At 68.6% G+C, this 21,232-nt stretch carries 25 protein-coding genes and 1 tRNA gene; 14 read left to right on the forward strand and 12 right to left on the reverse strand.

The window, feature by feature from the left end; translation table 11 throughout:
* Window positions 1–9: 9 nt before the first annotated feature.
* A complete protein-coding gene (locus tag QRT08_RS06685) occupies window positions 10–1,338 on the reverse strand; it encodes an APC family permease (protein ID WP_286045160.1) in 1,329 nt (442 codons plus the stop codon).
* On the reverse strand, window positions 1,335–2,912 hold the full coding sequence (locus tag QRT08_RS06690; protein ID WP_286045161.1) for an ABC transporter substrate-binding protein: 1,578 nt from the start codon (window positions 2,910–2,912) through the stop codon (window positions 1,335–1,337). The genes QRT08_RS06685 and QRT08_RS06690 overlap by 4 nt, the downstream gene beginning before the upstream one ends.
* Before the next feature lie 264 nt (window positions 2,913–3,176).
* Here QRT08_RS06690 and QRT08_RS06695 point away from each other — a divergent pair, with 264 nt between their 5' ends.
* The 10 genes from QRT08_RS06695 (at window position 3,177) to QRT08_RS06740 (ending at window position 10,801) form a co-directional block, all read left to right on the forward strand.
* A complete protein-coding gene (locus QRT08_RS06695; protein ID WP_286045661.1) occupies window positions 3,177–3,791 on the forward strand; it encodes an HAD family hydrolase in 615 nt (204 codons plus the stop codon).
* Entirely contained in the window at window positions 3,788–4,687 is a 900-nt protein-coding gene (gene cbiB, locus QRT08_RS06700) for an adenosylcobinamide-phosphate synthase CbiB (RefSeq protein WP_286045162.1), read from the forward strand. The genes QRT08_RS06695 and cbiB overlap by 4 nt, the downstream gene beginning before the upstream one ends.
* A complete protein-coding gene (gene cobS, locus QRT08_RS06705; protein WP_286045163.1) occupies window positions 4,678–5,409 on the forward strand; it encodes an adenosylcobinamide-GDP ribazoletransferase in 732 nt (243 codons plus the stop codon). Before cbiB ends, cobS begins: the two co-directional genes overlap by 10 nt.
* Entirely contained in the window at window positions 5,409–5,969 is a 561-nt protein-coding gene (locus tag QRT08_RS06710) for an NTP transferase domain-containing protein (RefSeq protein ID WP_286045164.1), read from the forward strand. Before cobS ends, QRT08_RS06710 begins: the two co-directional genes overlap by 1 nt.
* 7 nt (window positions 5,970–5,976) lie before the next feature.
* A complete protein-coding gene (locus QRT08_RS06715) occupies window positions 5,977–6,987 on the forward strand; it encodes a threonine-phosphate decarboxylase (RefSeq protein ID WP_286045165.1) in 1,011 nt (336 codons plus the stop codon).
* Window positions 6,980–7,711, forward strand: a complete 732-nt coding sequence (locus QRT08_RS06720) for an adenosylcobinamide amidohydrolase (RefSeq protein ID WP_286045166.1) — start codon at window positions 6,980–6,982, stop codon at window positions 7,709–7,711. The genes QRT08_RS06715 and QRT08_RS06720 overlap by 8 nt, the downstream gene beginning before the upstream one ends.
* Before the next feature lie 9 nt (window positions 7,712–7,720).
* Window positions 7,721–8,392, forward strand: coding sequence for a cob(I)yrinic acid a,c-diamide adenosyltransferase (locus QRT08_RS06725; RefSeq protein WP_286045167.1), 672 nt, complete (start codon window positions 7,721–7,723; stop codon window positions 8,390–8,392).
* Window positions 8,392–9,933: a cobyric acid synthase gene (locus QRT08_RS06730; protein WP_286045168.1), complete on the forward strand. Its 1,542-nt coding sequence runs from the start codon at window positions 8,392–8,394 to the stop codon at window positions 9,931–9,933. Before QRT08_RS06725 ends, QRT08_RS06730 begins: the two co-directional genes overlap by 1 nt.
* Window positions 9,934–10,016: 83 nt before the next feature.
* Window positions 10,017–10,101 (forward strand) — tRNA-Ser (locus QRT08_RS06735).
* 379 nt (window positions 10,102–10,480) lie between these two features.
* On the forward strand, window positions 10,481–10,801 hold the full coding sequence (locus QRT08_RS06740) for a HalOD1 output domain-containing protein (RefSeq protein WP_286045169.1): 321 nt from the start codon (window positions 10,481–10,483) through the stop codon (window positions 10,799–10,801).
* On the opposite strand, the gene QRT08_RS06745 is transcribed toward QRT08_RS06740, so the two are convergent.
* On the reverse strand, window positions 10,798–12,339 hold the full coding sequence (locus QRT08_RS06745; RefSeq protein WP_286045662.1) for a (R)-citramalate synthase: 1,542 nt from the start codon (window positions 12,337–12,339) through the stop codon (window positions 10,798–10,800). The two genes, QRT08_RS06740 and QRT08_RS06745, sit on opposite strands and share 4 nt — an antisense overlap.
* A 174-nt stretch (window positions 12,340–12,513) precedes the next feature.
* Window positions 12,514–12,861, reverse strand: a complete 348-nt coding sequence (locus tag QRT08_RS06750; RefSeq protein ID WP_286045170.1) for a DUF192 domain-containing protein — start codon at window positions 12,859–12,861, stop codon at window positions 12,514–12,516.
* Window positions 12,862–13,022: 161 nt separating this feature from the next.
* On the opposite strand from QRT08_RS06750, the gene QRT08_RS06755 reads away from it, so the two are divergent.
* Window positions 13,023–13,538, forward strand: coding sequence for a DUF7097 family protein (locus QRT08_RS06755; RefSeq protein WP_286045171.1), 516 nt, complete (start codon window positions 13,023–13,025; stop codon window positions 13,536–13,538).
* A 39-nt stretch (window positions 13,539–13,577) separates the two neighbouring features.
* Window positions 13,578–14,123 carry a GMP synthase subunit A gene (locus QRT08_RS06760; RefSeq protein WP_286045172.1) on the forward strand — a complete coding sequence of 182 codons (546 nt, stop codon included), beginning with the start codon at window positions 13,578–13,580 and terminating at the stop codon, window positions 14,121–14,123.
* A gap of 1 nt (window position 14,124) precedes the next feature.
* Here QRT08_RS06760 and QRT08_RS06765 read toward each other — a convergent pair whose 3' ends face one another.
* Together QRT08_RS06765 and QRT08_RS06770 are read right to left on the reverse strand one after the other, a co-directional pair.
* Entirely contained in the window at window positions 14,125–14,364 is a 240-nt protein-coding gene (locus QRT08_RS06765) for a DUF3194 domain-containing protein (RefSeq protein ID WP_286045173.1), read from the reverse strand.
* Window positions 14,365–14,766 carry a prefoldin subunit beta gene (locus QRT08_RS06770; RefSeq protein ID WP_286045174.1) on the reverse strand — a complete coding sequence of 134 codons (402 nt, stop codon included), beginning with the start codon at window positions 14,764–14,766 and terminating at the stop codon, window positions 14,365–14,367.
* A 306-nt stretch (window positions 14,767–15,072) separates the two neighbouring features.
* On the opposite strand from QRT08_RS06770, the gene QRT08_RS06775 reads away from it, so the two are divergent.
* The gene (locus tag QRT08_RS06775) at window positions 15,073–16,263 is read left to right on the forward strand and encodes an iron-containing alcohol dehydrogenase (protein WP_286045175.1); all 1,191 of its coding nucleotides are present in this window, start codon (window positions 15,073–15,075) and stop codon (window positions 16,261–16,263) included.
* Window positions 16,264–16,275: 12 nt separating this feature from the next.
* Here QRT08_RS06775 and QRT08_RS06780 read toward each other — a convergent pair whose 3' ends face one another.
* From QRT08_RS06780 to QRT08_RS06800, 5 genes are all read right to left on the reverse strand, one after another.
* Complete coding sequence (locus QRT08_RS06780; protein ID WP_286045176.1) at window positions 16,276–16,536, reverse strand: KEOPS complex subunit Pcc1; 261 nt, start codon at window positions 16,534–16,536, stop codon at window positions 16,276–16,278.
* Window positions 16,533–16,667: a DNA-directed RNA polymerase subunit P gene (locus tag QRT08_RS06785; protein ID WP_066378269.1), complete on the reverse strand. Its 135-nt coding sequence runs from the start codon at window positions 16,665–16,667 to the stop codon at window positions 16,533–16,535. Before QRT08_RS06785 ends, QRT08_RS06780 begins: the two co-directional genes overlap by 4 nt.
* Window positions 16,664–16,945 (reverse strand): 50S ribosomal protein L37ae, encoded by a 282-nt coding sequence (locus QRT08_RS06790; protein WP_286045177.1) that lies wholly within the window; start codon window positions 16,943–16,945, stop codon window positions 16,664–16,666. The genes QRT08_RS06785 and QRT08_RS06790 overlap by 4 nt, the downstream gene beginning before the upstream one ends.
* Before the next feature lie 314 nt (window positions 16,946–17,259).
* On the reverse strand, window positions 17,260–18,501 hold the full coding sequence (locus QRT08_RS06795) for a flavin-containing monooxygenase (protein WP_286045178.1): 1,242 nt from the start codon (window positions 18,499–18,501) through the stop codon (window positions 17,260–17,262).
* Window positions 18,502–18,661: 160 nt separating this feature from the next.
* A complete protein-coding gene (locus QRT08_RS06800) occupies window positions 18,662–19,474 on the reverse strand; it encodes a helix-turn-helix transcriptional regulator (RefSeq protein WP_286045179.1) in 813 nt (270 codons plus the stop codon).
* 456 nt (window positions 19,475–19,930) lie between these two features.
* Here QRT08_RS06800 and QRT08_RS06805 point away from each other — a divergent pair, with 456 nt between their 5' ends.
* The gene (locus tag QRT08_RS06805) at window positions 19,931–20,221 is read left to right on the forward strand and encodes an SHOCT domain-containing protein (protein ID WP_286045180.1); all 291 of its coding nucleotides are present in this window, start codon (window positions 19,931–19,933) and stop codon (window positions 20,219–20,221) included.
* A 272-nt stretch (window positions 20,222–20,493) separates the two neighbouring features.
* Here the strand turns inward: QRT08_RS06805 and QRT08_RS06810 are convergent, their stop codons facing one another.
* Entirely contained in the window at window positions 20,494–21,219 is a 726-nt protein-coding gene (locus tag QRT08_RS06810) for a DUF2103 domain-containing protein (RefSeq protein WP_286045181.1), read from the reverse strand.
* Window positions 21,220–21,232 lie beyond the last annotated feature (13 nt).

Below are 21,232 nucleotides of genomic sequence, written 5' to 3' on the forward strand. Positions count from 1 at the left end.
TCCGCCAGGTCAGAGCTGTCGTTCGGCCTCGCGGAGCCCCTGCTCGATCGACTCGCGTTCGAAGTAGACCGCCTCGACGGTGAAGACCGCGGCCGCGATGAGGACGACGAGCCAGAAGACCGACGGGAGCTGTGCGTAGAGATACCACGTGAGCATGACGAAGAAGGCGGCCGACCCGACGGTGCCGACGAGCGGCGGAAGCACGTTGATGTCGCCCCGATCGCGGTTCGCGAGCGCGAGCGCGCTCATCGCCCCGAAGACCGCGATGAACGCGAGCGAGGCGAACTCCACGACGGCCTCGAGACTCCCGAGGACGGTAAACGCCGCCGTGAAGAGGCCGATGACGAGGACCGTCCGGGTCGGGGCGGCCTGCTCGTCGGCATCGCCCATGCGGTCGGGGAGGATCCCGTCGGCGATCAGGTTCTTCGCGAAGATCGCCTCGCTGAACAACGTCGAGTTGATCGCGCTGGCCGTCGAGATGAGCCCCGCGATCCCCACCGCGAACGCGAGCCACTTCGAGATGACGAGCCCCCCGTAGAGCAGCGCCGCCTCGGGCTGGGCGGCGACGACCTCCTCTGGGAGGAGGCTCGTGATGACGAACCCGACGAGGATGTAGATGAACGCGGCGACCGGGATCGAGATGAAGATCCCCTTCGCGAGCGTCTCGTCGGGGTCCTCGAACTGCTCCTGGTCGTAGAAGAGGAGCTGCCACCCCTCGAAGGAGACGAACCCGACCGAGGCGGCGATGATCGGGTTGAAATCGAAACTCGAGACCGACCGGGCGAGTTCGGAGAACCCTACTTGAAGCATCTGGTTCGAGAAGCCGAACCAGAGCGCGACGAGGCCGAAGACGGCGATGATGCCCGCCTGGACGAACACGAGATACCGCTCGACGGCCGCGGTCGAGCCGGCACCCAAGAGGTTCAGGCCGACGAAGACGGCGACGACGAGCACGGAGAGGAACTGGCGGATCGGCAGCCCCCAGACGTACTCGATGCCGAGCATCATCTGGCCGTAGGCGCCGAAGGCGTAGGCGTACATCGCCATCGTGCCGATGTAGCCGACGACGAGCGTCCAGCCGATGACGCCCGCGACGGTCGTTCGGTCGGTCAGCTCCTCGAGGAAGGAGACAGAGCCGCCGCTGCTGTCGGTGACGTCGTTGAGCTTGACGTACGAGTAGGCACAACAGAGCACGACGACGGTCGCGAGCGAGTAGGCGAACCACGTCAACACGCCGGCGGCGGCCACGACGATGCCGATCGCCGCGTAGATCCCCCCGCCGACGACCCCGCCGACGCCGAGGGCGACTGCCGTCCCCACGCCGAAGTTCTCGCTCACGACCTGACCTCCACGACGGGGTCGGTGCCCGCGAGTCGCGGATTGACCTCGGGGATCGGATGAACCCGGAAGTTCCGGACCCGGTCGGTCGTCGCGAAGCTGTTGTCGAGCGAACACAGCGGCACGACCGCCCGATCCGAGAGGAGTCTCGTGATCGCCGTTTCGTAGAGGTCCCGTCGGCGGTCTCGGTCGGTCGTCGCCCGGGCCTCCGAGAGGGGTTCCATCACCTCGTCGTCGCGCTCGAAGACCCCGTTGGTCGTCCCGGCCATGTTCTCGTGGAACGTCGGGTACAGAAACGAGTCCGGATCCGAGGTGCCCGTGATCTCGCCGACGAACACCGAATAGTCGCGCTTCGACCCCGTGACGTACGTCTCGAGGTAGCTCTTCCACGGTTTCGACGCCACGAGCGCGCCGTGGCCGGCGTTGCGAAGCCCGCCGGCGAGCGCCTCGCCGAACTCCTTGTGGATGGGGTCCTTCGACGTCAGGATCTTGAGTTGGCCGGTCGTCTCGTCGGCCTGCCGGAACAGGTCCCGCGCACGCTCGACGTTCTTCGGGTTCGGGATCTCGGCCCACCGCTCGACGGGCAGGTCCCACTCCTCGGCGACCCGACGCGGGAGCGGGCTGTAGACCCGTTCGCCCATCGGTTCGACGAACTCCCGGACGGCCTCGTCGACGTCGAGACAGTAGTCGATCGCCTCCCGGACCTCGGGTTTCGTCGTCGGGCCGGTGTTCAGGTTGACGCCGAGATAGAGGCTCCGGTAGCCGTCTCGGCGCGCGACCGTCGCGTTCGTCACGTCCCGGATGTCGTTCGCCACCTGCGGCCCGATCGGCTCGATGGCGTCGCTGCGGCCGGTCCGCAGACCCATCATCTGAGTGAGCGGCGATTCGACGTACACGACGGTGAGCTGTGCGATCGCGGGCGGGGACTCGCCCCAGTAGTCGTCCCAGCGGGCGAGTTGGGCCTTCCGTTCCTCGGTGAACTTCCGGACCTCGAAGGGGCCGCTCCCGACCGGCGCCGTGGCGAACCGTTCGGGATCGGCCTCGCGGTCCTCCTTGGGGACGATCGGCCGGGTGAGCGCGTGGGAAAACGCCGGGTACGGGTCTCCGAGCCGGAACCGGACCGTCCGGTCGTCGACGGTCTCGACCGACTCGATCATGTCGACCGTCCACTCGGTAGCGGCGTCCTCCTCGACGGGCGCCTCGAAAGAGTACGCGACGTCCTCGGGCGTGATCGGGCTGTCGTTCTGGAAGCGCGCCCGCTCGTCGATCGCGACCTCGACTTCCAGGCCGTCCGCCGAGACGGTCGGTTGGCCGCTCGCGATCCGCGGGACGACGTCTCCGCCCTCGCCGTAGGCGTACAGTCCGTCGAAGACCCGGTTGATGACCTGCTTCGAGCCGACGTACTTCGCCTCGATCGGGTCGAGGGTGACCGGCGGGTACAGCGTGGCGAGCCGAAGTCGGGGCCCCGGCGGGGTCTTCGCGAGCGCCGAACAGCCCCCGAGCGACGCGGCGGCCGCCGCCCCGATCCCCGCGAGCAGGTCGCGCCGGCCCAGCGGTCGTCCGATTCCCGTCATGTGTCGTCGGCTCCTCCCGGAGTCCGTCCGGCGAGAGGACGTGTTCGGTGACGCCGCCGCGATCCGTTCGAGGACGCGATACTGGCGACGATGCTCATGATCGTCTCCTCTCCATCGATAATCGCGTGTGGTCGAACGGCGAGCCACCTCACGTTTCTGCTTGCGTTCGCATCGCGGATCGGCGATCCGAACACGCCTCCGGGTTGGGGTCGCCCGCCGGAGGTGACCGAGCGATTCAAGTCCGTGTTCGTCGATCACACCGTCGTGGCAGTCTCGTTCGACCTCTTCGGCACGCTCGTGCGCGCGCCCAAACCGGACGATTCGGCGCGGGCGATCGCGGCCGAACTCGAATCGCGGGGCGTGACGGTCCCCGACGGGTGGGAGGAGGCCTATCGCACCCCCCAGATCGACGCGCCCGAGGGCGCGGAGGTGCCCCTGCCCGCCCACGTCGCCCGCGCGCTTTCGGCCTGCGGCGTCGAGGCCCCGGGGAACGTCGCCCGGCGGGCCGTGATCGCGGCGTTCGACCCTACCGTCGAGACCCGCGAGGGGGCCACGGAAGCGCTCGCGGCGGCGCGCGAACACGGTCCCGTCGGTCTGCTCTCGAACTGCAGCGTACCCGAACTGGTCGCCCGAACGCTGATCCGCGCGGGCCTGCGCGGGGAGTTCGACGCGGTCGTCACGAGCGTGGGCTGTGGCTGGCGCAAACCCCACCCGGAGGCGTTCGAGGCGGTCGCCACCGGTCTCGACCGCCCCGTCGCGGACCTCACCCACGTCGGGGACTCGCCGGAGGACGGCGGGATCGAGGCGTGTGGCGGCCGGGCGATACTCCTCGACGGGGTCGCGCTCTCGGAGGTGCCCGCGCTCCTCGGAGGGCGATGAGCAGCGCGCTCGCGGCGCTCGCGCTCGCGGTCGGCCTCGAACTCGCGCTGGGAGAACCACCCGCGAGGGCTCACCCGGTCGCGTGGTTCGGACGGGCCGTCGAACGGGTGGATCGGGAGTGGGGCCGCCCGCGGGTCGTCGGCGCTTGCGTGGCCCTCCTGCTCCCCGCGCTGGCCGCGGGGGTGGCCGCCGGAACGGTCGCGCTCGCCGCCCTCGTCCACCCGTTCGTCGGGATCCTCGTCGCCGGAACCGTCCTGTTCGTCTCGACGAGCCTGCGGATGTTACTGGACGTCGCGAGGGAGGTGATCGCCGAGAGCGAGCGCGACCTCCCGCGGGCGCGCGAGTCGGTCCGTGCGCTCGCCGGGCGCAGCCCTGAGGAACTCTCAGCGGGGGAGATACGGAGCGCCACCGTCGAGAGTAGCGCCGAGAACCTCGCCGACGGGCTGGTAGCACCCCTCGGCGCGTTCGCGTCGCTCGCGCCGCTCTCGCTCGCGCTCGCGGCCGGGGGCGCGGCGTGGGTCAAGGCGGTCAACACGCTCGATTCCATGCTCGGCTACCCCGAAAAGCCCCACGGCACCGCGAGCGCCCGCCTCGACGACGGCGTCATGTACCTGTCCGCACGCGCGAGCGCCGTCCTGCTCGCGCTGGCCGCCCGGAAACCGATGGCACCCCTCCGCGCGCGCCGGTGGGCGCGCGCCCCGCCCTCGCCGAACTCCGGCTGGCCGATGGCGACGCTCGCGGTCCTTCTGGGGGTTCGCCTCGAGAAACCCGACGTCTACATCCTGAATCGCTCTAGAGAGCTGCCGACGGTCGCGGAGGCCCGACGAGGGGTTCGGATCGTCGCCCTCGCCGGAGCACTCGCGTACCTGCTCTCGGGGGTGCTCGCGTGGTTCTGAACGCGCTGCGTGGGGCGCTCGGCTTCCTCACCCGGCTCCCGGTCGGTCACGACGAACGCGCCTGGGAGGCGTTTCGGCGGACGCCGGCCGCGTTTCCGCTCGCGGGCTACCTCGTGGGAGCGCTACTCGCCGTGCCCCTGCTCCTCCCGATTCCGGCCCCGACCGTCGCGCTCGCCTTCCTTCTCTCGATCTACCTCCTCACGGGGATCAACCACGCCGACGGCGTCGCGGACCTGGGCGACGCGGCGGTCGTCCACGGCGGGAGCGAGAAACGCCGTGAGGTCATGCGCGATACCACTACCGGCGTCGGCGCGATCCTCGCGCTCGGCGTCGTCCTCGCGGGACTGGCGCTCGCGGGGCTGGCGCTCGCGGCCCTGCCCCTCGCGGCGGCCGCCGGAATCGTGATCGCCGCCGAGGTCGGCGCGAAGTTCTCGGTCGCCCTGCTGTGCTGTCTCGGCGACCCCGCCCACGAGGGAATGGGCTCGCAGTTCGTCGGACAGGGGCCGGGTGCGCTCGCCGGTCCGCTCGCCGTGGCGCTTCCGGCGGCCGTCTCGGTTCCGACGTTCGCGGCCGTCGCGGGTGCGACGCTGTCGGCCGTTCTCGTCGGCAAGTGGGCGACCAGACGGCTGGGCGGGATCAGCGGCGACGTGCTGGGCGCGGCGAACGAGGCCGGGCGGGTCGTCGCGCTCCACGCGGGGGTGGTCGCGTGGACGCTCTGGTGATGTGTGGCGGGCGAGGCACCCGCCTCGGGATGGGCGAGAAGCCGCTCGTCGAAGTGGGAGGGGAACCGATGGTCGACCGGGTGATCGCGGCCGTCTCGCCGGTCGCCGACGCCGTCCACGCCGCGCCCTCACCGCACACCCCCGAGACACGGGCCCACCTCGACGGGCGGGTTCCGGTCGTCGAGACGCCCGGCGAGGGCTACGTCGATGACCTCTCGCACGCGCTCGCGCGGGTGGGACGGCCGGTGCTGACGGTCACGGCCGACCTCCCGCTGCTCACCCCGGCGGACGTGCGACTCGCGCTCGACGCCCACGGACCGGGGTCGTTGACCGTCTGCGTGCCGGTCGAGCGCAAACGCGAACTGGGCGTGAGCGTCGATAGGAGCTTCGAGCACGAGGGACAGCGGGTCGCGCCGACGGGCGTGAACGTGGTCGGCGAGGGGCCAGAGTCGATCCGCACCCTCGACCGGATCGGACTCGCGGTCAACGTCAATCGCTCGCGCGACCTACAGGTAGCCGAGGTGTTATTTCCGAACGATTGTAACCCCTCGTGGCCATGAGGGGTACATGAACCCGAAATCCGCAGAGGGAATCGATCGAGTACCACACGGGGGGTGTACCGATCCGGGAATCACGGACTTCAGCGCGAACGTCAACCCGCGGACGCCGCCGGGGGTCGCCGGTGTCTACGAGGGGGCGCTCGCCCAGTCGAAACGCTACCCGGACGACGACTACCCGGAGTACCGGGCCGCCGCGGGCAATTACGTCGGCTGTCCGCCCGAGGAGATCGTCCCCACGCCCGGCGGCCTCGCGGGGATCCGGCTGGCGATCGAGACGACCGTTTCCTGCGGGGACTCGGTGCTCGTCCCGGCCCCGAGTTTCGGCGAGTACGCCCGCGAGGTCGAGCTCCAGGGCGGGACCGTCGAGTTCGTCCCCCACGACGAGATCTGCGGGAGCGACCCGACCGGCCACGCGATGGCGATCGTCTGCAACCCGAACAACCCCACCGGGACGGTCTACGACTCGGGCGACCTGCTCGACTTCCTCGCGCGCTGTCGGGAGACGGGGACCGTGCTGCTCGTCGACGAGGCGTTTCTCGGGTTCACCGACCGACCCTCGATGACGGGCCAGCGCGGGACGATCGTCGCCCGCTCGCTCACCAAGCTCTTCGGTCTTCCGGGCCTCCGGGCGGGCTTTCTGGTCGCGTCCGACGAATCCAGGGACCGCCTCGAAGGCGGCCGGATCCCGTGGTGTCTCGGGACGCCGGCGGCGGCGGTCGGCGCCCACTGCATGGGTCAACGCGAGTTCGTCGAGGAGACCCGCCGGCGGGTGCGTACCGAACGCGAGCGGATGGTCGCGGCCCTCGAAGGCGAGTACGGGATCGCCCCGTCGGAGGCCCCGTTCCTCCTGCTCGACGTGGGCGAGCGTCCGGTCGATCGGGTGATCGACCGCGTCGAACTCGACGACCTGACCGTCAGGGACGCCCGGACGTTCCGGGGGCTCGACTCGCACGTCAGGGTCGCGATACGGCGACCCGAGGAGAACGACCGGCTGCTCGACGCGCTTCTGGATGTTTGAGACGCGGCGACGCGAGGGCGTCCTGCGGGTCGAACGCGGAGGGACTCGCTGGCTCAGCACCGGCTGGGACGGCGGCCCCTCCGAGGGGGCCGTGGCGTACAACGTCTCGGTGCCCGAGAGCTGGAACGAGACCGACCTCGCGGGCTACGTCGCCGCCCGGCGCGAACGGGCGGGGTTCGACCGCTCGGGGCCGGCGCTCCTGACCGGCGTCGACCTCGATCACGCACGCGCCGCGCGCTACGGTCCCGTGGAGGCGATCGCCACCGCGGGCGTCTCGAACCCGGCGGCGCTGCCGATGGCGCCCTCGGGGGAGTCGAGCGTCCCCGCCGAGGGGGGTGTCGGCACGGTCAACCTCGTCGTCGGAACGACCCGTGCCTGTGGGGACGGCGCGCTCGCGAACCTGCTTGCCGTGGCCGCGGAGGCGAAGGCCGCGACGCTGCTCGCGAAAGCGGGCGTCCCGGGAACGACAACCGACGCGATCATCGCCGCCTGCGATCCCGACGGCGAGCCGGTCGAGTTCACCGGGAGCGCCACCCCCGTCGGGGCCGCGACCCGCGCCTGCGTCCGTGAGGCGGTGCGTGCGAGCCTCGACTCGCGGTACGCCGAGCGGGAGATGCCTTCCCTTTCGGAGGCCGAGTACGGGATCAAGACGACCGAGCGCGCATCGGTCTCCGCGATCGAACCCGAGCGCACGGACCGAACCGGCGAAGTGGGTCCGCGATAACGGGCGGGTATGAGCGATCCCCTCGAGAACACGCCCGGAAAGGGACGGACGCCCGACGCCCGCGAGATCGAACCGAGCGCGCCCGACGAGTTCGGGCGCGTCCAACTCTGGTGGGGCGACGGCAAGGGGAAGACGACGGCGGCGATGGGGATGGGATTCCGCGCCGCGGGTCACGGATTCCGCGTCCACATGCTCCAGTTCATGAAGGGCGGCGCCTCCAGCGTCGAGGACGTCCGCGGCGAGTACAACGCGATCGCCGCGATGCCCGGATTCACCTACGAGAACGCGGGCCACTACGGCTGGCACGGCATGCGCGACGGCAGCGAGGATACCGATCACGCCGCGGAGGCCGAGGCCGGGTTCGAGCGCGCCGGGGAACTGGTCGAGGCGGCGCGCGCGGCGGACCTCTCGAAACCGCTCGACCTCGACGCTCCGCCCGAGGAGGGGATGCACATGCTGCTCCTCGACGAGGTCGTCTACGCCGCCAACAGGGGACTGGTCGAGCGCGAGGCGCTCGTGGAGTTGATCGAGGACAAGCCCGCGGCCCTCGAACTCGTCCTGACGGGGGGTCACGAGCGACCGGAGTACCTCTACGACGGCGCGGATCTGATCACCAACGTGAGAAAGGAGAAACACCAGTTCGAGGCGGGCCAGCGCGCCCGCAAGGGCACCGAGTACTGATGGCCCGCACCCTGCTCGTGGCCGGCACCGCGAGCCACGTCGGCAAGAGCACGGTCGCGGCGGGGCTGTGTCGTGCGCTTTCCGACCGCGGGATCCGGGTCGCCCCCTTCAAGGCCCAGAACATGTCGAACAACGCGCGCGCGGTCCCGCGGGCGACCGAGCCCACCGAGGCCGGCGAGATCGGCGTCTCCCAGTACGTCCAGGCGCGGGCCGCCCGGATCGAGGCGACCACGGACGTGAACCCCGTGCTCCTGAAACCGCGCGGCGACGGCGAGAGCCAACTGGTGATCGACGGCGAGGCGGTGGGAAACGTCGCCGCGGGCGAGTACTACGAGGACGGGTGGGAGCGCGCCCGCGAGGCCGCCCGCGAGGCCCACGCGCGCCTCGCCGCCGAATACGACGTGATCGTCGCCGAGGGGGCGGGCTCGATCGCGGAGATCAACCTCGCGGACCGCGACCTCGCGAACGTCGAGACCGTCCGCTTCGCCGATCGGGTCGCGCCGGGGGGGCGACCGGACGGCCGAGCGGCCGGCCCGCGAGACGCGGAGATCCTCCTGCTCTGTGACATCGAGCGCGGCGGGGCGTTCGCGAGCCTCTACGGCACCCTCGAACTCATGCCCGAGGACTGCCGCGAACGGGTGGTCGGGGCCGCCATCACGAAGTTTCGTGGGGACCGATCGCTCCTGAAGCCGGGGATCGCGGAGATCGAGGAACGAACGGACGTTCCCGTCCTCGGGGTGCTCCCCTACGACGACCCCGGCCTCCCCACCGAGGACAGCGTCTCCCTCCCGGCGGTGGGCGAGACGGCCGTCTACGGCGACTCGGAGGGAGTGCGGATCGCGGTCCCCCGCCTCTCGCGGATCTCGAACTTCACCGACCTCGAACCGCTGGCGCGCGAACCCGGCGTCGGCGTCGTCTACGGCCCGCCCGAGTCGGTGCTCGACGGCGCGGACGCGGTCGTGTTGCCGGGGACGAAGAACACCGTCGACGACCTGCTCGAACTCCACGGGGCGGATTTCGGCGACCGTCTCGACGACTTCTCGGGGCCGATCGTCGGCCTCTGCGGGGGGTATCAGATGCTCGGCGAGCGGATCACGAACGCCGCGATCGAGGGGACCGGCGACGAAGGGGTGATCGAGGGGTTCGGACTCCTGCCGGTCGAGACGCGCTTCTCGCCCGAGAAACGCGTCGAGCGCGTCGAGCGCGACCTTCGCGGGGTCGGCCCGCTCGCGGGCGCACGCGGTCGGGTCTCGGGCTACGAGATCCACATGGGCGAGAGCCGACTCACCGGCCCCACGGAGCGACCGTTCGAGGGCGAGGGGGCCGCGACCGACGGGGTGCTGGGGACCTACCTCCACGGACTCTTCGAGAACCGAACGGCGCGGGAGGCGTTCCTCGATCGGGTCTTCGAGGGCGCGCGGCGCGAGCGACCCGACACCGCCGAGCGGGCCTCGCCCTACGACCGGGCCGCGACGCTGGTGACGGATCACCTGGCGCTGGACGCGCTCGGGATCGTCGAGGACGTCTCGGCCGTCGGATGAGTTCCGCACGCGTCGGGTGTGTCACTCTGTAGCACTAATGAAAGCGAAACAACTAAAATACTGTCGGGAGTATTCCGAAGCGAGCCGAGGTAGCCTAGCCCGGCCAAGGCGGCAGATTCGAAATCTGCTGTCCTCACGGACTCGAGAGTTCAAATCTCTCCCTCGGCGTTTCTCCCGCGAACCACCCCCGAGAAGCCGCCGCCATCGCGCTCGCGGCGGGGACGGCGTCGAACGCGAACCCGATCGAACCCGCGCCCGATTCGGGACGGCGATTCGCCGACCCTCAGTTCCGAGGACCGACCCCGGTCGTCGATCAACTCGCTCGGGACGAGCGTGACACCCTGTTCGGCGGATCCTCGCCGGACGTCTCACCGGTGATATGCACGATACGATATGAGATCCATCCGAATAGTTCCTGAAACCAACGTACGGGCCGTCTATCGCGCGTGAACGGTCCCGCCCGCCTAGATACAAAGAGATAATATATTTATATATGGGCGACAATGAGCGGATAGATCATGCGCAGGTCGGCGAGGTCCGAGCGGGTATGACGGACGACGACGGTTCGGAGGACGGCGCCGTAGCGACCGCGGACGAGCCGCGAGTCTACCGGACGACGCACGACTTCGACGGTCGACGCGCACTCAGCACGACCGTCATCGAGGCCATCGAGGAGGTCGGCGACGTCGATGGCCCCTCCTCGCGGGTACTCGCGGACGTGATCGATCCGGACTGTCTCGACGGCCTGTTCAGGCCCGTCCGCCACCGCACCGACCGCGACGACGGGGTCGTCCAGTTCCCGCTGGACGCCCACCGGATCACCGTCTACGCGACGGGCGAGATCGAACTCCGGCGGATCGACGACTAGTCGTCCGCGGGCGGCGTCGGCGTCCGGCCGACGAGCAGGCGATCCAGCGCGTCGACCATCGCGACCACGCTCGCGCGCGTGATGTCGGCGTCGCTGCGTGCGACCGTCACGGTGCGATCCCCGCGGGACATCGTGACCTCGACGGTCACCACGGCATCGGTTCCGCCGGTGATCGCGTCGACGTGATAGGAGTCGAGTTGGGCGTCCGCCGCCGACCCGAGCGCCTGTCTGACCGCCGAGACCGCCGCGTCGACGGGGCCGCTACCCAGCCCGCTCGCGACGCGCTCCTCGTATTCTCGCGGCCTTCGACCGCTCGAACCGTCTGCGGTGCTGAACACCGCACTGTCGACCCGGAGGCGGACGCTCGCGGTCGGCGTCGCGCCGCCGCTCGCCGCGGTGAGGTCGAGCAGTTCGACCCGCCGGTCGCGTTCGTCCCCGCGGACGTCCTCGGCGATCGCCAGCAGGTCGGCGTCGGTGACGCGCTTGCCCCGATCCGCGAGTCGTTTGACCCGCGAGACGACCTCTTGGAGGAGGTCTTCGCTCACCTCGACGTCGTGTTCCTCGAGCGCCGCGCGCGCACCCGCCCGCCCCGTGTGCTTCCCGAGGACGAGTCTGCGCTCGCGGCCCACCTTCTCCGGGGAGTAGGACTCGTACATCCGCTCGTCCTTCAGGGTCCCATCCGTATGGATGCCGCTCTCGTGGGCGAAGGCGTTCTCGCCGACCACGGCCTTGTTCGGGGGGAGCGGGACGCCCGTGTAGCGCGAGACGAGCCCCGCCAGATCGTACAGCCGGGTGGTGTCGACCGTCTCGACCCCGTAGGAGTGATCGAGCGCGATCGCCACCTCCTCGAGGGCGACGTTGCCCGCGCGCTCGCCGACGCCGTTGACGGTGGCGTGGACCAGATCCGCGCCGGCCGCGACGCTCGCCAGCGCGTTCGCCATCCCCAGTCCAAGGTCGTCGTGGGTGTGCGTGCTCGTCGGGCCTAACTGGGTGAGTTTCGAGGCGGCCTCGAAGGCCTCTCCCGGCCCCGCGTGGCCGACGGTGTCGGCGTAACAGACCCTGTCGGCACCGGCATCGAGCGCGCTCCCGAGCAGTTCGACCAGGTACTCGAGATCGGCCCGCGAGCCGTCCTCGCCGATCACCTCGACCCAGAGGCCGTGGTCTTTCGCATAGTCGACCAGCTCGAGCGTTCGCTCGAGGACCCCCTCGCGGGTGGTGCCGATCTTGCCCTCGATGTGGCGGTCGCTCGACGGGACGACGAGGTTGACGCCGTCGACGCCACAGTCCAGCGCGAGGTCGACGTCGCCGCGCACGCCGCGGGCGAAGCTGGTCACCGTGGCGTCGAGTCCGAGGTCGGTCACCCGCGAAATGGTCCGGCGTTCGCCCTCGCCGGTGCAGGCGCTGCCGGCCTCGATATAGGGGACCGAAGCGGCGTCGAGCGCGCGGGCGATCTCGGCCTTTTCTTCGGGTGAGAGCGAGATACCCGGCGCTTGCTCGCCGTCGCGAAGCGTCGTATCGAGAAGGTCGACCGAGTCGATCGATCCGAGGGAGTGAAAGGGGTTAGTTTCGGGGGAGAATTTCGCATCCAGCCGGGTCGCCCCGACTTCCTCTATCCTCCGTAACCGAATGGTGAGGGTTGCTCTCCATTGTGTCCCCACCGAGGGCGAGACGGTATATCAACCTGCTGGTCCCGACAGATACCGCGGGCCGCCTCACCCGACCGGATCGAGGGCGATCCGGTCGCCGACCCGGATCCCCTCGGCCGCGCCCGCCGGGAGTTCGAGGATCGTGTCGGCCCACCCCCGTCCGAAGCCCGTCCAGGCGTCGAGGCGCGCGGTGTGGGTGACCTCGCCGCCGACGAGCCAGACCGCGTCGATCGGGAACGGGACGAACAGCATGTGCAACGACCGGGTGACCGGCTTTCCGAACTCGAAGACCAGCGCGTAGTCCTCCGGGACCGACCGGCGGAACATCAGCCCGCGTGCGCGGGCGAGAAACGAGTCTGCGACCTTGACGTCGCCCGCGATGACGATGTCGAGGTCCCGATGAACGAGTCGCACACCTGGAATCGGAAAACCATCGGCATGAGCCTTGTGGCCCGCGCGGAACGCTTTTGACACGGTCGTTCCAAGACGGGTACATGGAACGGCATCCGATGGGTTCCGGGTTCGTGTGGATCGGCGCCAGCGGACGAACCCACGACCGGATCGCCCGCACGTAGATGGAGCGCACCCCCCGAGGCACCCCGGTCGGCGTCGACGACCCCTACGAGCACGTCGAGCGCTGCGACCACCTCACCGACGACGGGCGGTGTCGCTACGCCATCGAACACGGCGAGCGCGATCCCGCGTTCGCCCGCGAGCGCCGTCTCGCCGGGTACGAGTGTCTCGTGAGCGAGGAGGGTAACGACTGGAGCGACTGCCCGCACTTTCGCTCGCGGGCGACCGACCGGGAGTGTCGCCGGTGCGGGCTCGAAGAGCTGCGGATGGCCCACACGGGCGAGCGCCCGCTGCTCGAGGAACACCACCTCTCGTACCCGGGCGACGGCGAGGAGCCGTCCCACGAGATCACCGTCGTCCTCTGTCGGTGGTGTCACGCGAAGATCCACGAGTCGTGGGCGCGAATCGACGACGACGTGTCCCCGAGCGCCGAGGCGCTCGCCGAATCGGAAGGACGGCGGAGCCGCGAACTCGACGAACTGGGATTCGAACCCGCGAGCGAGCGCTACGAGCGGTGATCCGCGCCCCTTTTGCCCCCCGATCCGGTAGGGACGGTAATGAGAATCGACGTGGTCGACAACCACGGCCAGTTCACCCACCTCGAGGGGCGCGCGCTGCGCGACATGGGCATCGACACCGAGACGATCGACAACGAGACGCCTCCCGGGGAGATCGACGCCGACGGGCTGGTCCTCTCGGGCGGTCCCGACATCGACCGCGCGGGCCGGTGCGACGAGTACCTCGACCTGGGGATCCCCGTTCTGGGGATCTGCCTGGGAATGCAGGTGATCGCCGACGAGTTCGGGGGCTCCGTTGGAAGCGGCGACTATGGAGGATACGCCGACGTCACCGTCGAGATCGTCGACGAGTCGGACCCCCTCGTCGGCTCGCTCGCGCCCGAGACCCGCGTCTGGGCGAGCCACGGCGACGAGGTGAAGGAGCTCCCCGAGGGGTTTTCGCTGACCGGGAGAAGCGACATCTGCGGGATCGAGGCGATGAGCCACCAGGGGAGGGACCTCTACGGCGTCCAGTGGCACCCCGAGGTCGCACACACCGAGGAGGGCGAGGAGGTCTTCGAGAACTTCCGGTCGATCTGCGAGTGACTCACCCTGTTTCGGCGAACAGGTCGTCGACGGCCGACTCGGCCGCTCGGACGGCGTCCTCGGCGACCCGCTCGGCCTCGGAGTCATCGACGTTGAGGTAGATGTCGACCTCCAGGACGCCGTCCTCGAAGCTGACGGTTACGTCCAGGTCGTCGACTTCTGAGCGACGGTACCGCGAGAAGACGAGTCCCTCGGCGGCTTCCGCGGCGGTTTGGACGACCTCCTCGTCCGTGGGCTCCATCTACGCGCCGCCGGGACCGGGGCTCGGACCCGCACCCGGGCCGGCCGGGCCGCCGCCCGCGCCGCCGAGCATCTGCTGGAGCTCCCCTTGGAGCTCCTCGAACTGCGTCTGAACGCGTTCTTCCTGTTTCTTCAGCGTCTCGAGGCGGACTTCGAGGCTGTCGACCTTCTCGCCGAGTTCGTCCTCGGCGGTCGCGTGGTCGGTCTCGATCAGGAGCTCGCCGGCCTCGCGGTACATCGTGGTGTCCTCGTCGACGTCTTCGAGGGTTTCGAGGGCGCTTCGGGTCTCGTTAAGGGTGGACTCGGCCTGGTTCTTCTGGACGGCGACCTGCTGGGCGGTCTCCTGAAGGTCCTGTAGCTGTTCGAGTTTCTCCTGAGCTTCCGGCGGTAGGTTGCCCTGCATACCCCGATCGAGGCGATCCGGACTGAAAAACCCCCGCTTTGACCCGCGGACGTGCTAGAAACTCCCATAGAGGGGACGGGCCCGCACGCCGCGTTCCGTTCTCGCGCTCACTACACGGACCGCTACCTCCGCGATCACGACCATCGCTCCCGTCGATCACGCCGATTTCCCGGCCGTGATCTCGGCGATTTCCGACCTGAAACGACTCGCGTCACCTCCAGCACGTCTCCCGAATGGCGACGGTACCGAATCCCATCGCGGGGTTCACGGCGGTACGCTTTTCGATCGCCCGACTCATTCGCGTCCATGCACGAACTACGCGACGCGCCAGGAGCGACCCCGCTCCGGTTCGCGACGCCGGATACTCGCTTCGGCGACGGCGTCGTAACCGAGCTGGGGGCCGTCCTCGATCGATACGGCGTTTCCGATCCGCTGTTCGTGACCGATCGGGGCGTCGAGGAGGCCGGCCTCCTCGACATCGCGGTAGACGCCGTCGACGTGACGCCGGCGACCTACTACGCGTCGAGGGAGCCCTCGACCGACGACGTCGACGATCTGCCGACCGAGGAGGTCGACGGCGTCGTCGCAATCGGCGGCGGCTCGTGTCTCGACACCGCGAAACTCGCGGCGGTCCTGCTCGCCCACGGCGGTCACCCCTCGGAGTACGTCGGCGTCGACCGCGTTCCCGGCCCGATCGCCCCGCTCGTCGCCGTGCCGACGACGAGCGGCACCGGATCGCAGGCGACGCAGACGGCGGTCGTCAGCCACGACGGCGTCAAGCGCGGCGCCAGCGACGAACACCTCCGCCCCGACGTGGCCCTCGTCGACCCGGAACTCACCTTCGGATTACCCAGGAACGTGACCGCCCGGTCGGGGTTCGACGCCTTCGTTCACGCGATGGAGTCGCTGCTCGCACGCGAGTATCGCTGGGTCGAAGAGCGACCCATCACTTACCAGGGTGCCAACCCCGTCTCCCGGTGTCTCGCCCGGCGGGCGCTCGTGCTCGTCCACGGCTCGCTCGAACGGGCCGTCTTCGACGGCGACGACCGCGACGCCCGGCGGGCGATGAGCCTCGGCTCGCATCTCGCCGGAACGGCCTTCTCCGCCTCCGGTCTGGGCGCGGTCCACGCGTTGGCGAGCACGCTCGGCGGCATGACCGGCCGACCCCACGGCGAGTGTCTCGCCGCCGCCATCCGCGCGGGGCTGACCTACAACCTGCCGGTGCGCCACGACGAGTACAGCGTCGTCGCCCACGAACTCGGCGGCGGCGGCGACGGCGCTTCGAACACACCCTCCGGGGCGCTCGTCGCGGAGTGTGAGCGCCTCCGGGACTCGATCGGACTGCCGGGGTCCTTCGCGGAGGTCGGCGTGTCGCGATCGGACATCGATACCATCGTCGAGAACACCCTCGTTCAGGAGCGCCGGTTGGCGACCAACCCGCGGACGGTCACCGACGACCTCCGGGAGTTCCTGCTGGACGGCGAGCTACACGGGTGATCCCAATAGTCCCTACGAATCGACCCGGTCGCCGGCGTCCGCGGCCCGTTCTGCGACCTCAAGGAGCGTCAGCCACGTGTTCGTCGCCGCACGCAGGGCGACGAGGTCCTCGGCTCCGATCCGAACCGAGAGGGTCGCCCCGTCGCGCGAGACCGCCGCGGACGAGCGCTCGTCCGCGAGGTCGTCGAGTTCGGGCCGGATCGAGCGCTCGACGAGGCGGGCACGGCGCTGGTCGGGGTACTCGAAGCGGATATAAGCGTCGTGAACGGTCACTCGACGTCGACTTCTTTGACGTCGCGGCTGCGCTCCTTGAGGAGCACGCGATGGCCGCAGTACGGACAGCGGACGCCGCCGTACTCGTCGAGTTCGACGTCGCGTTTGCACCGCGAACACTTGTAGCTCATTCGTCGCTGTCGGAGAGGGCGGCGCGGATCGAGCGCGAGACGGTGCGTCCGGCGGGCGTCGCGGGGCGGTAGGTGCCGCCCGCGAACTCGTAGTCACACGTCCCACACTGCCAGATCCCGGTGCCGGCCCGGGAGACGTTGTCCGCACCGCACTCGGGGCAGGCGTGCGAATCGTGCATGTCGTGTTCGATGTCCGCGACCCGTCGGCGCGCGACGCGGCCGTAGCGCGCGCCGAAGCGCCCCGCGCTGCCGACGCGTCCCGATTTTCTCTTAGCCATAGTGCCAGTAGCTACCCGCAGGGCCCACATAAGCCTGTTGAACCGGAGCTTTTACCAGCGAGGACGCAAAGCGCCCTGCGAGCCACCAAAACTCGGTTCGCGCCCTTCGATCGCTCGCGGTGAGCGGATACAAGTACCCTATCGAGGTCAAGTTGCGAGCTATTCAGGGTTTGTGAAGAGTGGCATACCGATTATAGAGGGTGTATCGCTCACCGCGGATGATCCGGCTCCAAGTTAGGATGAGTTAGACCGTGTGAGATGGCGACGTTTGCGAGACTAGCCGTTCTCAGACTCGGGGCCGACGCCGAACTCGACTACGATTGCTGTGGGAGTCCGTCCACTGATCCGGTATAGTTCGGACGAGGCTGCTGCTGGCGCGCCGTCGACGTCAGGTGGTCGACGACGTACTCTGCATCCCTGCCAACGCCGGTGAACAGCCCCGACGTCATCGCGTACAGGAAGAACAGGCCGACAAAGTACAGCCCCGGCTCGTCCGGGACGACGCCGCGCACGTGGACGGGTTCCTTGGGCTGTTCCTTCCCGTCGAAGATCGGGAGGTCTATCCACGAGAAGTCGGGGCGGAAGCCAGTGCACCAGATGACGTTCTCGACATCGAGAACGTCGTCGTTCCCGACGACGGGGCGACCGTCGCGGACGCCGGTCGTGCGAGGCACCCGCTCGACGCCGGCCGCGGCCAGGTCACTCGGCTTCGTGCGCACCAGCGGGCCGCCCTGTGAGAGCACCTTCGGGCGGATACGGCGCCCGATTGGCGTCTCCGTCGTGAAGATCCGGTGGAAGAGCACGCGCATCACGAACGGGACCCCGAGGTGACGGCCGATCCACGAGTCGATGTGGAACGGCACGTGGCCGACGTCCCGGCCCGACAGCCACGTTTCGTGTCCGTCGGCGACAGCGAGGTCCCTCCGGGACCTCTGGCTCACGGCACCTTCGGCGCCGTGAACAGGGCGGGACGCTCCGCGTCTCGCTTGCAGCCGGCGCTTCGCGCCGGCGACGTCGAGGGCGATCTCTGCTCCCGAGTTACCCGCCCCGACGACGAGCACGCCCCCGTTCTGGAGTTGATCGGGGTTGCGGTAGTCGCTCGCGTGCAGCTGGACGACGTCGTCGGAGAGCTCCGCCGCGAAATCCGGGACCTTCGGGACCTGGTAGCTCGCCATCGCCACCACGACGTTGTCCGCCTCGATCCGCCGGTCGCCCGCGGTGACGAGGAAGCCGTCGCCGCTCCGTTCCAGCCCGTCCACGCGGACGCCGAGTTCGACGGGCAGGTCGAACCGCTGGGCGTAGGTCTCCAGGTAGTCGGCCACCTCGTCCTTCGTGGGGAAGGCGTACGGTGTGCCCGGAAAGTCCATCCCCGGCAGGCTCGAGTAACGGGCGGGTGTGAACACCCGGAGGGAGTCCCAGCGGGCCCGCCATGCGTCGCCGACGCGGTCGCTCGCGTCGAGGATGACGAAGTCCTGGTCGTGCTGCTGCAGGTAGTACCCGGTCGCCAGTCCGGCCTGGCCGCCACCGATAATGACGGTGTCGTGTCGTTCGATCATGTATTTGTTCCTCAGTAAGTGTACGCGCCGGAGGGACGTGATGATGGCGCGTGCAGGATTTCACGCCCTGAAATCCCGGATAGGCCGGGTGTCTGCTACGTCAGACGCTCTCGACTGACCGGGTTGCCAGTCCTGATGGCGGCGGTCGTCGCCAGTGGCGTTACGACGGCACGCGGGACTCGAAGGCGGTGGGGTCTACCGGGGCCGCCTCTGCGCGAACCTGCTCGAAGACCGAGATGGCCCAGTCGAGGGCCTCCGGGGCGTCCGTGTCGATGACCGCCACGAGCGCCCCGGTCTCGGCGTCGTGGCAGCAGATGCCGGCCCGGTCGTCCACGATTCCGAGGCCGCAGCGGTCGCCGTCGGGGAGGTGATCGTGGACGAGGACGGTCGCGTTCTCGCAGGCGGTGACCTCCATGATCCGGTCCGGGTTCCAGGCGAACATCCCCTCCAGAGCCTCGGGCGTGAACACGTATTCGAACCTCATTCCCTCGAGGACTGCGCCGCAGGCCGTCTCGAGGTTGCTCGACTTGTAGACGATGTTGTCGAACCCGCGCAACGACGAGGTCGACCCGATGAGCTGGCCGAGACGCTCGACGGGCTCGTAGGGGTACCCTGGCCCGGGATAGGAGACCACCGCGTCAGCGAAGAGGTCGACGGAGAACCCCGGCATCTCGACCGGCAACCACTGCCAAACGTCGCGAAGCTTCTCCTCGACCTCCATCGCGTCCCGGAGAGCCAGGAACCGGTCGGCGACGTACTCGCCGAGGGGGGTCAACCCGTACGCGGGGCCGTCTCTGACGAGCCACTTACGCTCCTCGAAGTCGGTGAGCACCCGTCCGACGGTCGGTGAGGAGGCGCCGGTGGCCTCGCACAGCTCTCGACGGTCGGTCGGTCCGTCGCGCAACGTTTCGAGAACGCCGACGCGGTGGGCCGACGTGGCCAGGAACTTGATGTTGTCGATTCCCGCAGTCATAGGCTATGTAGGAGGGCGAGGAGCTTAGCGTTTCTACCGTGGGGGGAGACAGGCGTCTCTACAGTTGAGATCCTCGGGAGGATCGAGTGGCGTGTCCTCCGCCCGCACCCCAGCTCACCCTGATGGTGGCGACGTACCTCGATTGTGGTGCTAACGTGGCAGTCACCACTTGCTCCAATTGTCCCTGTATTCAGTATGAGTCGAGAATGTGTATTTTTCTAGTTATAATCGGAGTGCTGCATGCAGCGGATGGGTTCAGCACGGCAGTTTCGGTTGTTTCCCGTTTCAGTAGCTACTGAATCAGCCGTTCAGGAGACCTGCGAATGTTGCACGGAATTTCCTTCAACTCGGTGAGCGCGGATCGGTCAATATAAGACGAACAGAACGTCGGTCGTCCACTTCCTGATACTTAATCAGGATTCACACTTATTATCAATTAGTCGGTATGGCACAAGTATGAAACACCTTACAGTTGCGCTACAAAAGGTGGCGATACAAACGGACAGCGACTGGTGGCTGGAGTGGATTGATCTCATCGGACCGGTCCTTGGTGCACTCCTCTTTGCGTTCGTCATAGCCGCGTTCGTGATCGTCTTCTTCATTCCGATGCTCGAACGGGCGGACTGGATAGCGTCTGGTGATGAGCAAGACGCTATCGAGATTCTGCGAGAACTGTATGCCCGTGGCGAAATCGACGAAGAAGAGTTTGAACGTCGAGAGTCGTTCCTCCGAAATCGCGAACGCTAGACGAGGGACCCAGCACTGTATCCAATGTCGTGCTCCAGTGCGCTATGCTGGCGATCAATTGTCACTTGTCCAACATGTAGGAGCCGAATCGATCTCACAGGAAACGGGACTACAACTCTCTAGCCATGCGAGATACGCGCCCTCCATTCAGTACGCCTCGATGATCATTGCTTGTACCCGATAGGAACACCCATAGGAAATTCGTATCTTGCTCCGCGGACTTTCCCACGAATATCGCTGCGGCAGAACGCCAACGGAACCGTCCAACCCATTCAACCCACCCCGTAGCCTCCCTCGTCCAACAGCGCGTTGAGGTCCGCCCGGACCCGCTCGCCGGTCTCGCGGTCGGGGGCGGTCGTCACTACCCTGTTTTCCTGCACGCTCGATCCGTCCCGCAGGAGGAGTCGGACGTTGCCGTTCTCGCCCGCGCGGGTCGCCTTCGCGCGCAGGCCCGAGCGCGACCCGCTCCCGCCGGCGTCGATCGGCCCCGGGATCACCTTCTTGACGTGGGGATGGCCCGCGACGAGGTGGACCACCTTCACGCCGGTTCGCCCCCCGATGAGGGTGGAATGACTGCCGCCGATCTTCTCCTCCGGGGGCGTCTCGACGGTCGCGAGCGCGGGTTCGTTCCGACGCTCGATCACCGCCGCGACGGGATCGTCGTCGGTCACCCGGTAGAAGTCGTAGTGGAGTTGGCCGCGGATCTCCCGGAGGACGTCGCGATTCCCGGCGGCGTAGACCGCCTCGGGGCGCTTTCGCTGGATCTCGTCGGCGACCCGACCCGCGAAGTTCCGCCGCTCGACCACCTCCGCGGGGTCGCCCGATTCGGGCACGGTCGTGATCGTCGTCTCGCCGAGGATTTCGTCCTCAAGAAGCATCGTCAGCGTGACCCGGTCGCGCGCGATCTCACAGACCACGCCGTCGGCGTTCGCGGATCGACAGACCAGGCAGTAATCGCCCGGCTTGTCGATCTCCGAGTGACACTGACGACACCGCATCGTCCCCCCTACC

The sequence above is a fragment of the Halalkalicoccus sp. NIPERK01 genome (genome assembly GCF_030287405.1).
Taxonomy (GTDB): Archaea; Halobacteriota; Halobacteria; order Halobacteriales; family Halalkalicoccaceae; genus Halalkalicoccus.

Bases quoted from the DNA above. Each gene is read 5' to 3' on its own strand.
- QRT08_RS06690 (WP_286045161.1), bottom strand. From the start codon at position 2,912: ATGACGGGAATCGGACGACCGCTGGGCCGGCGCGACCTGCTCGCGGGG.
- cbiB (WP_286045162.1), top strand. From the start codon at position 3,788: ATGAGCAGCGCGCTCGCGGCGCTCGCGCTCGCGGTCGGCCTCGAACTC.
- QRT08_RS06710 (WP_286045164.1), top strand. From the start codon at position 5,409: ATGTGTGGCGGGCGAGGCACCCGCCTCGGGATGGGCGAGAAGCCGCTC.
- QRT08_RS06715 (WP_286045165.1), top strand. From the start codon at position 5,977: ATGAACCCGAAATCCGCAGAGGGAATCGATCGAGTACCACACGGGGGG.
- QRT08_RS06720 (WP_286045166.1), top strand. From the start codon at position 6,980: ATGTTTGAGACGCGGCGACGCGAGGGCGTCCTGCGGGTCGAACGCGGA.
- QRT08_RS06725 (WP_286045167.1), top strand. From the start codon at position 7,721: ATGAGCGATCCCCTCGAGAACACGCCCGGAAAGGGACGGACGCCCGAC.
- QRT08_RS06730 (WP_286045168.1), top strand. From the start codon at position 8,392: ATGGCCCGCACCCTGCTCGTGGCCGGCACCGCGAGCCACGTCGGCAAG.
- QRT08_RS06740 (WP_286045169.1), top strand. From the start codon at position 10,481: ATGACGGACGACGACGGTTCGGAGGACGGCGCCGTAGCGACCGCGGAC.
- QRT08_RS06755 (WP_286045171.1), top strand. From the start codon at position 13,023: ATGGAGCGCACCCCCCGAGGCACCCCGGTCGGCGTCGACGACCCCTAC.
- QRT08_RS06760 (WP_286045172.1), top strand. From the start codon at position 13,578: ATGAGAATCGACGTGGTCGACAACCACGGCCAGTTCACCCACCTCGAG.
- QRT08_RS06765 (WP_286045173.1), bottom strand. From the start codon at position 14,364: ATGGAGCCCACGGACGAGGAGGTCGTCCAAACCGCCGCGGAAGCCGCC.
- QRT08_RS06770 (WP_286045174.1), bottom strand. From the start codon at position 14,766: ATGCAGGGCAACCTACCGCCGGAAGCTCAGGAGAAACTCGAACAGCTA.
- QRT08_RS06775 (WP_286045175.1), top strand. From the start codon at position 15,073: ATGCACGAACTACGCGACGCGCCAGGAGCGACCCCGCTCCGGTTCGCG.
- QRT08_RS06785 (WP_066378269.1), bottom strand. From the start codon at position 16,667: ATGAGCTACAAGTGTTCGCGGTGCAAACGCGACGTCGAACTCGACGAG.
- QRT08_RS06790 (WP_286045177.1), bottom strand. From the start codon at position 16,945: ATGGCTAAGAGAAAATCGGGACGCGTCGGCAGCGCGGGGCGCTTCGGC.
- QRT08_RS06795 (WP_286045178.1), bottom strand. From the start codon at position 18,501: ATGATCGAACGACACGACACCGTCATTATCGGTGGCGGCCAGGCCGGA.
- QRT08_RS06800 (WP_286045179.1), bottom strand. From the start codon at position 19,474: ATGACTGCGGGAATCGACAACATCAAGTTCCTGGCCACGTCGGCCCAC.
- QRT08_RS06805 (WP_286045180.1), top strand. From the start codon at position 19,931: ATGAAACACCTTACAGTTGCGCTACAAAAGGTGGCGATACAAACGGAC.
- QRT08_RS06810 (WP_286045181.1), bottom strand. From the start codon at position 21,219: ATGCGGTGTCGTCAGTGTCACTCGGAGATCGACAAGCCGGGCGATTAC.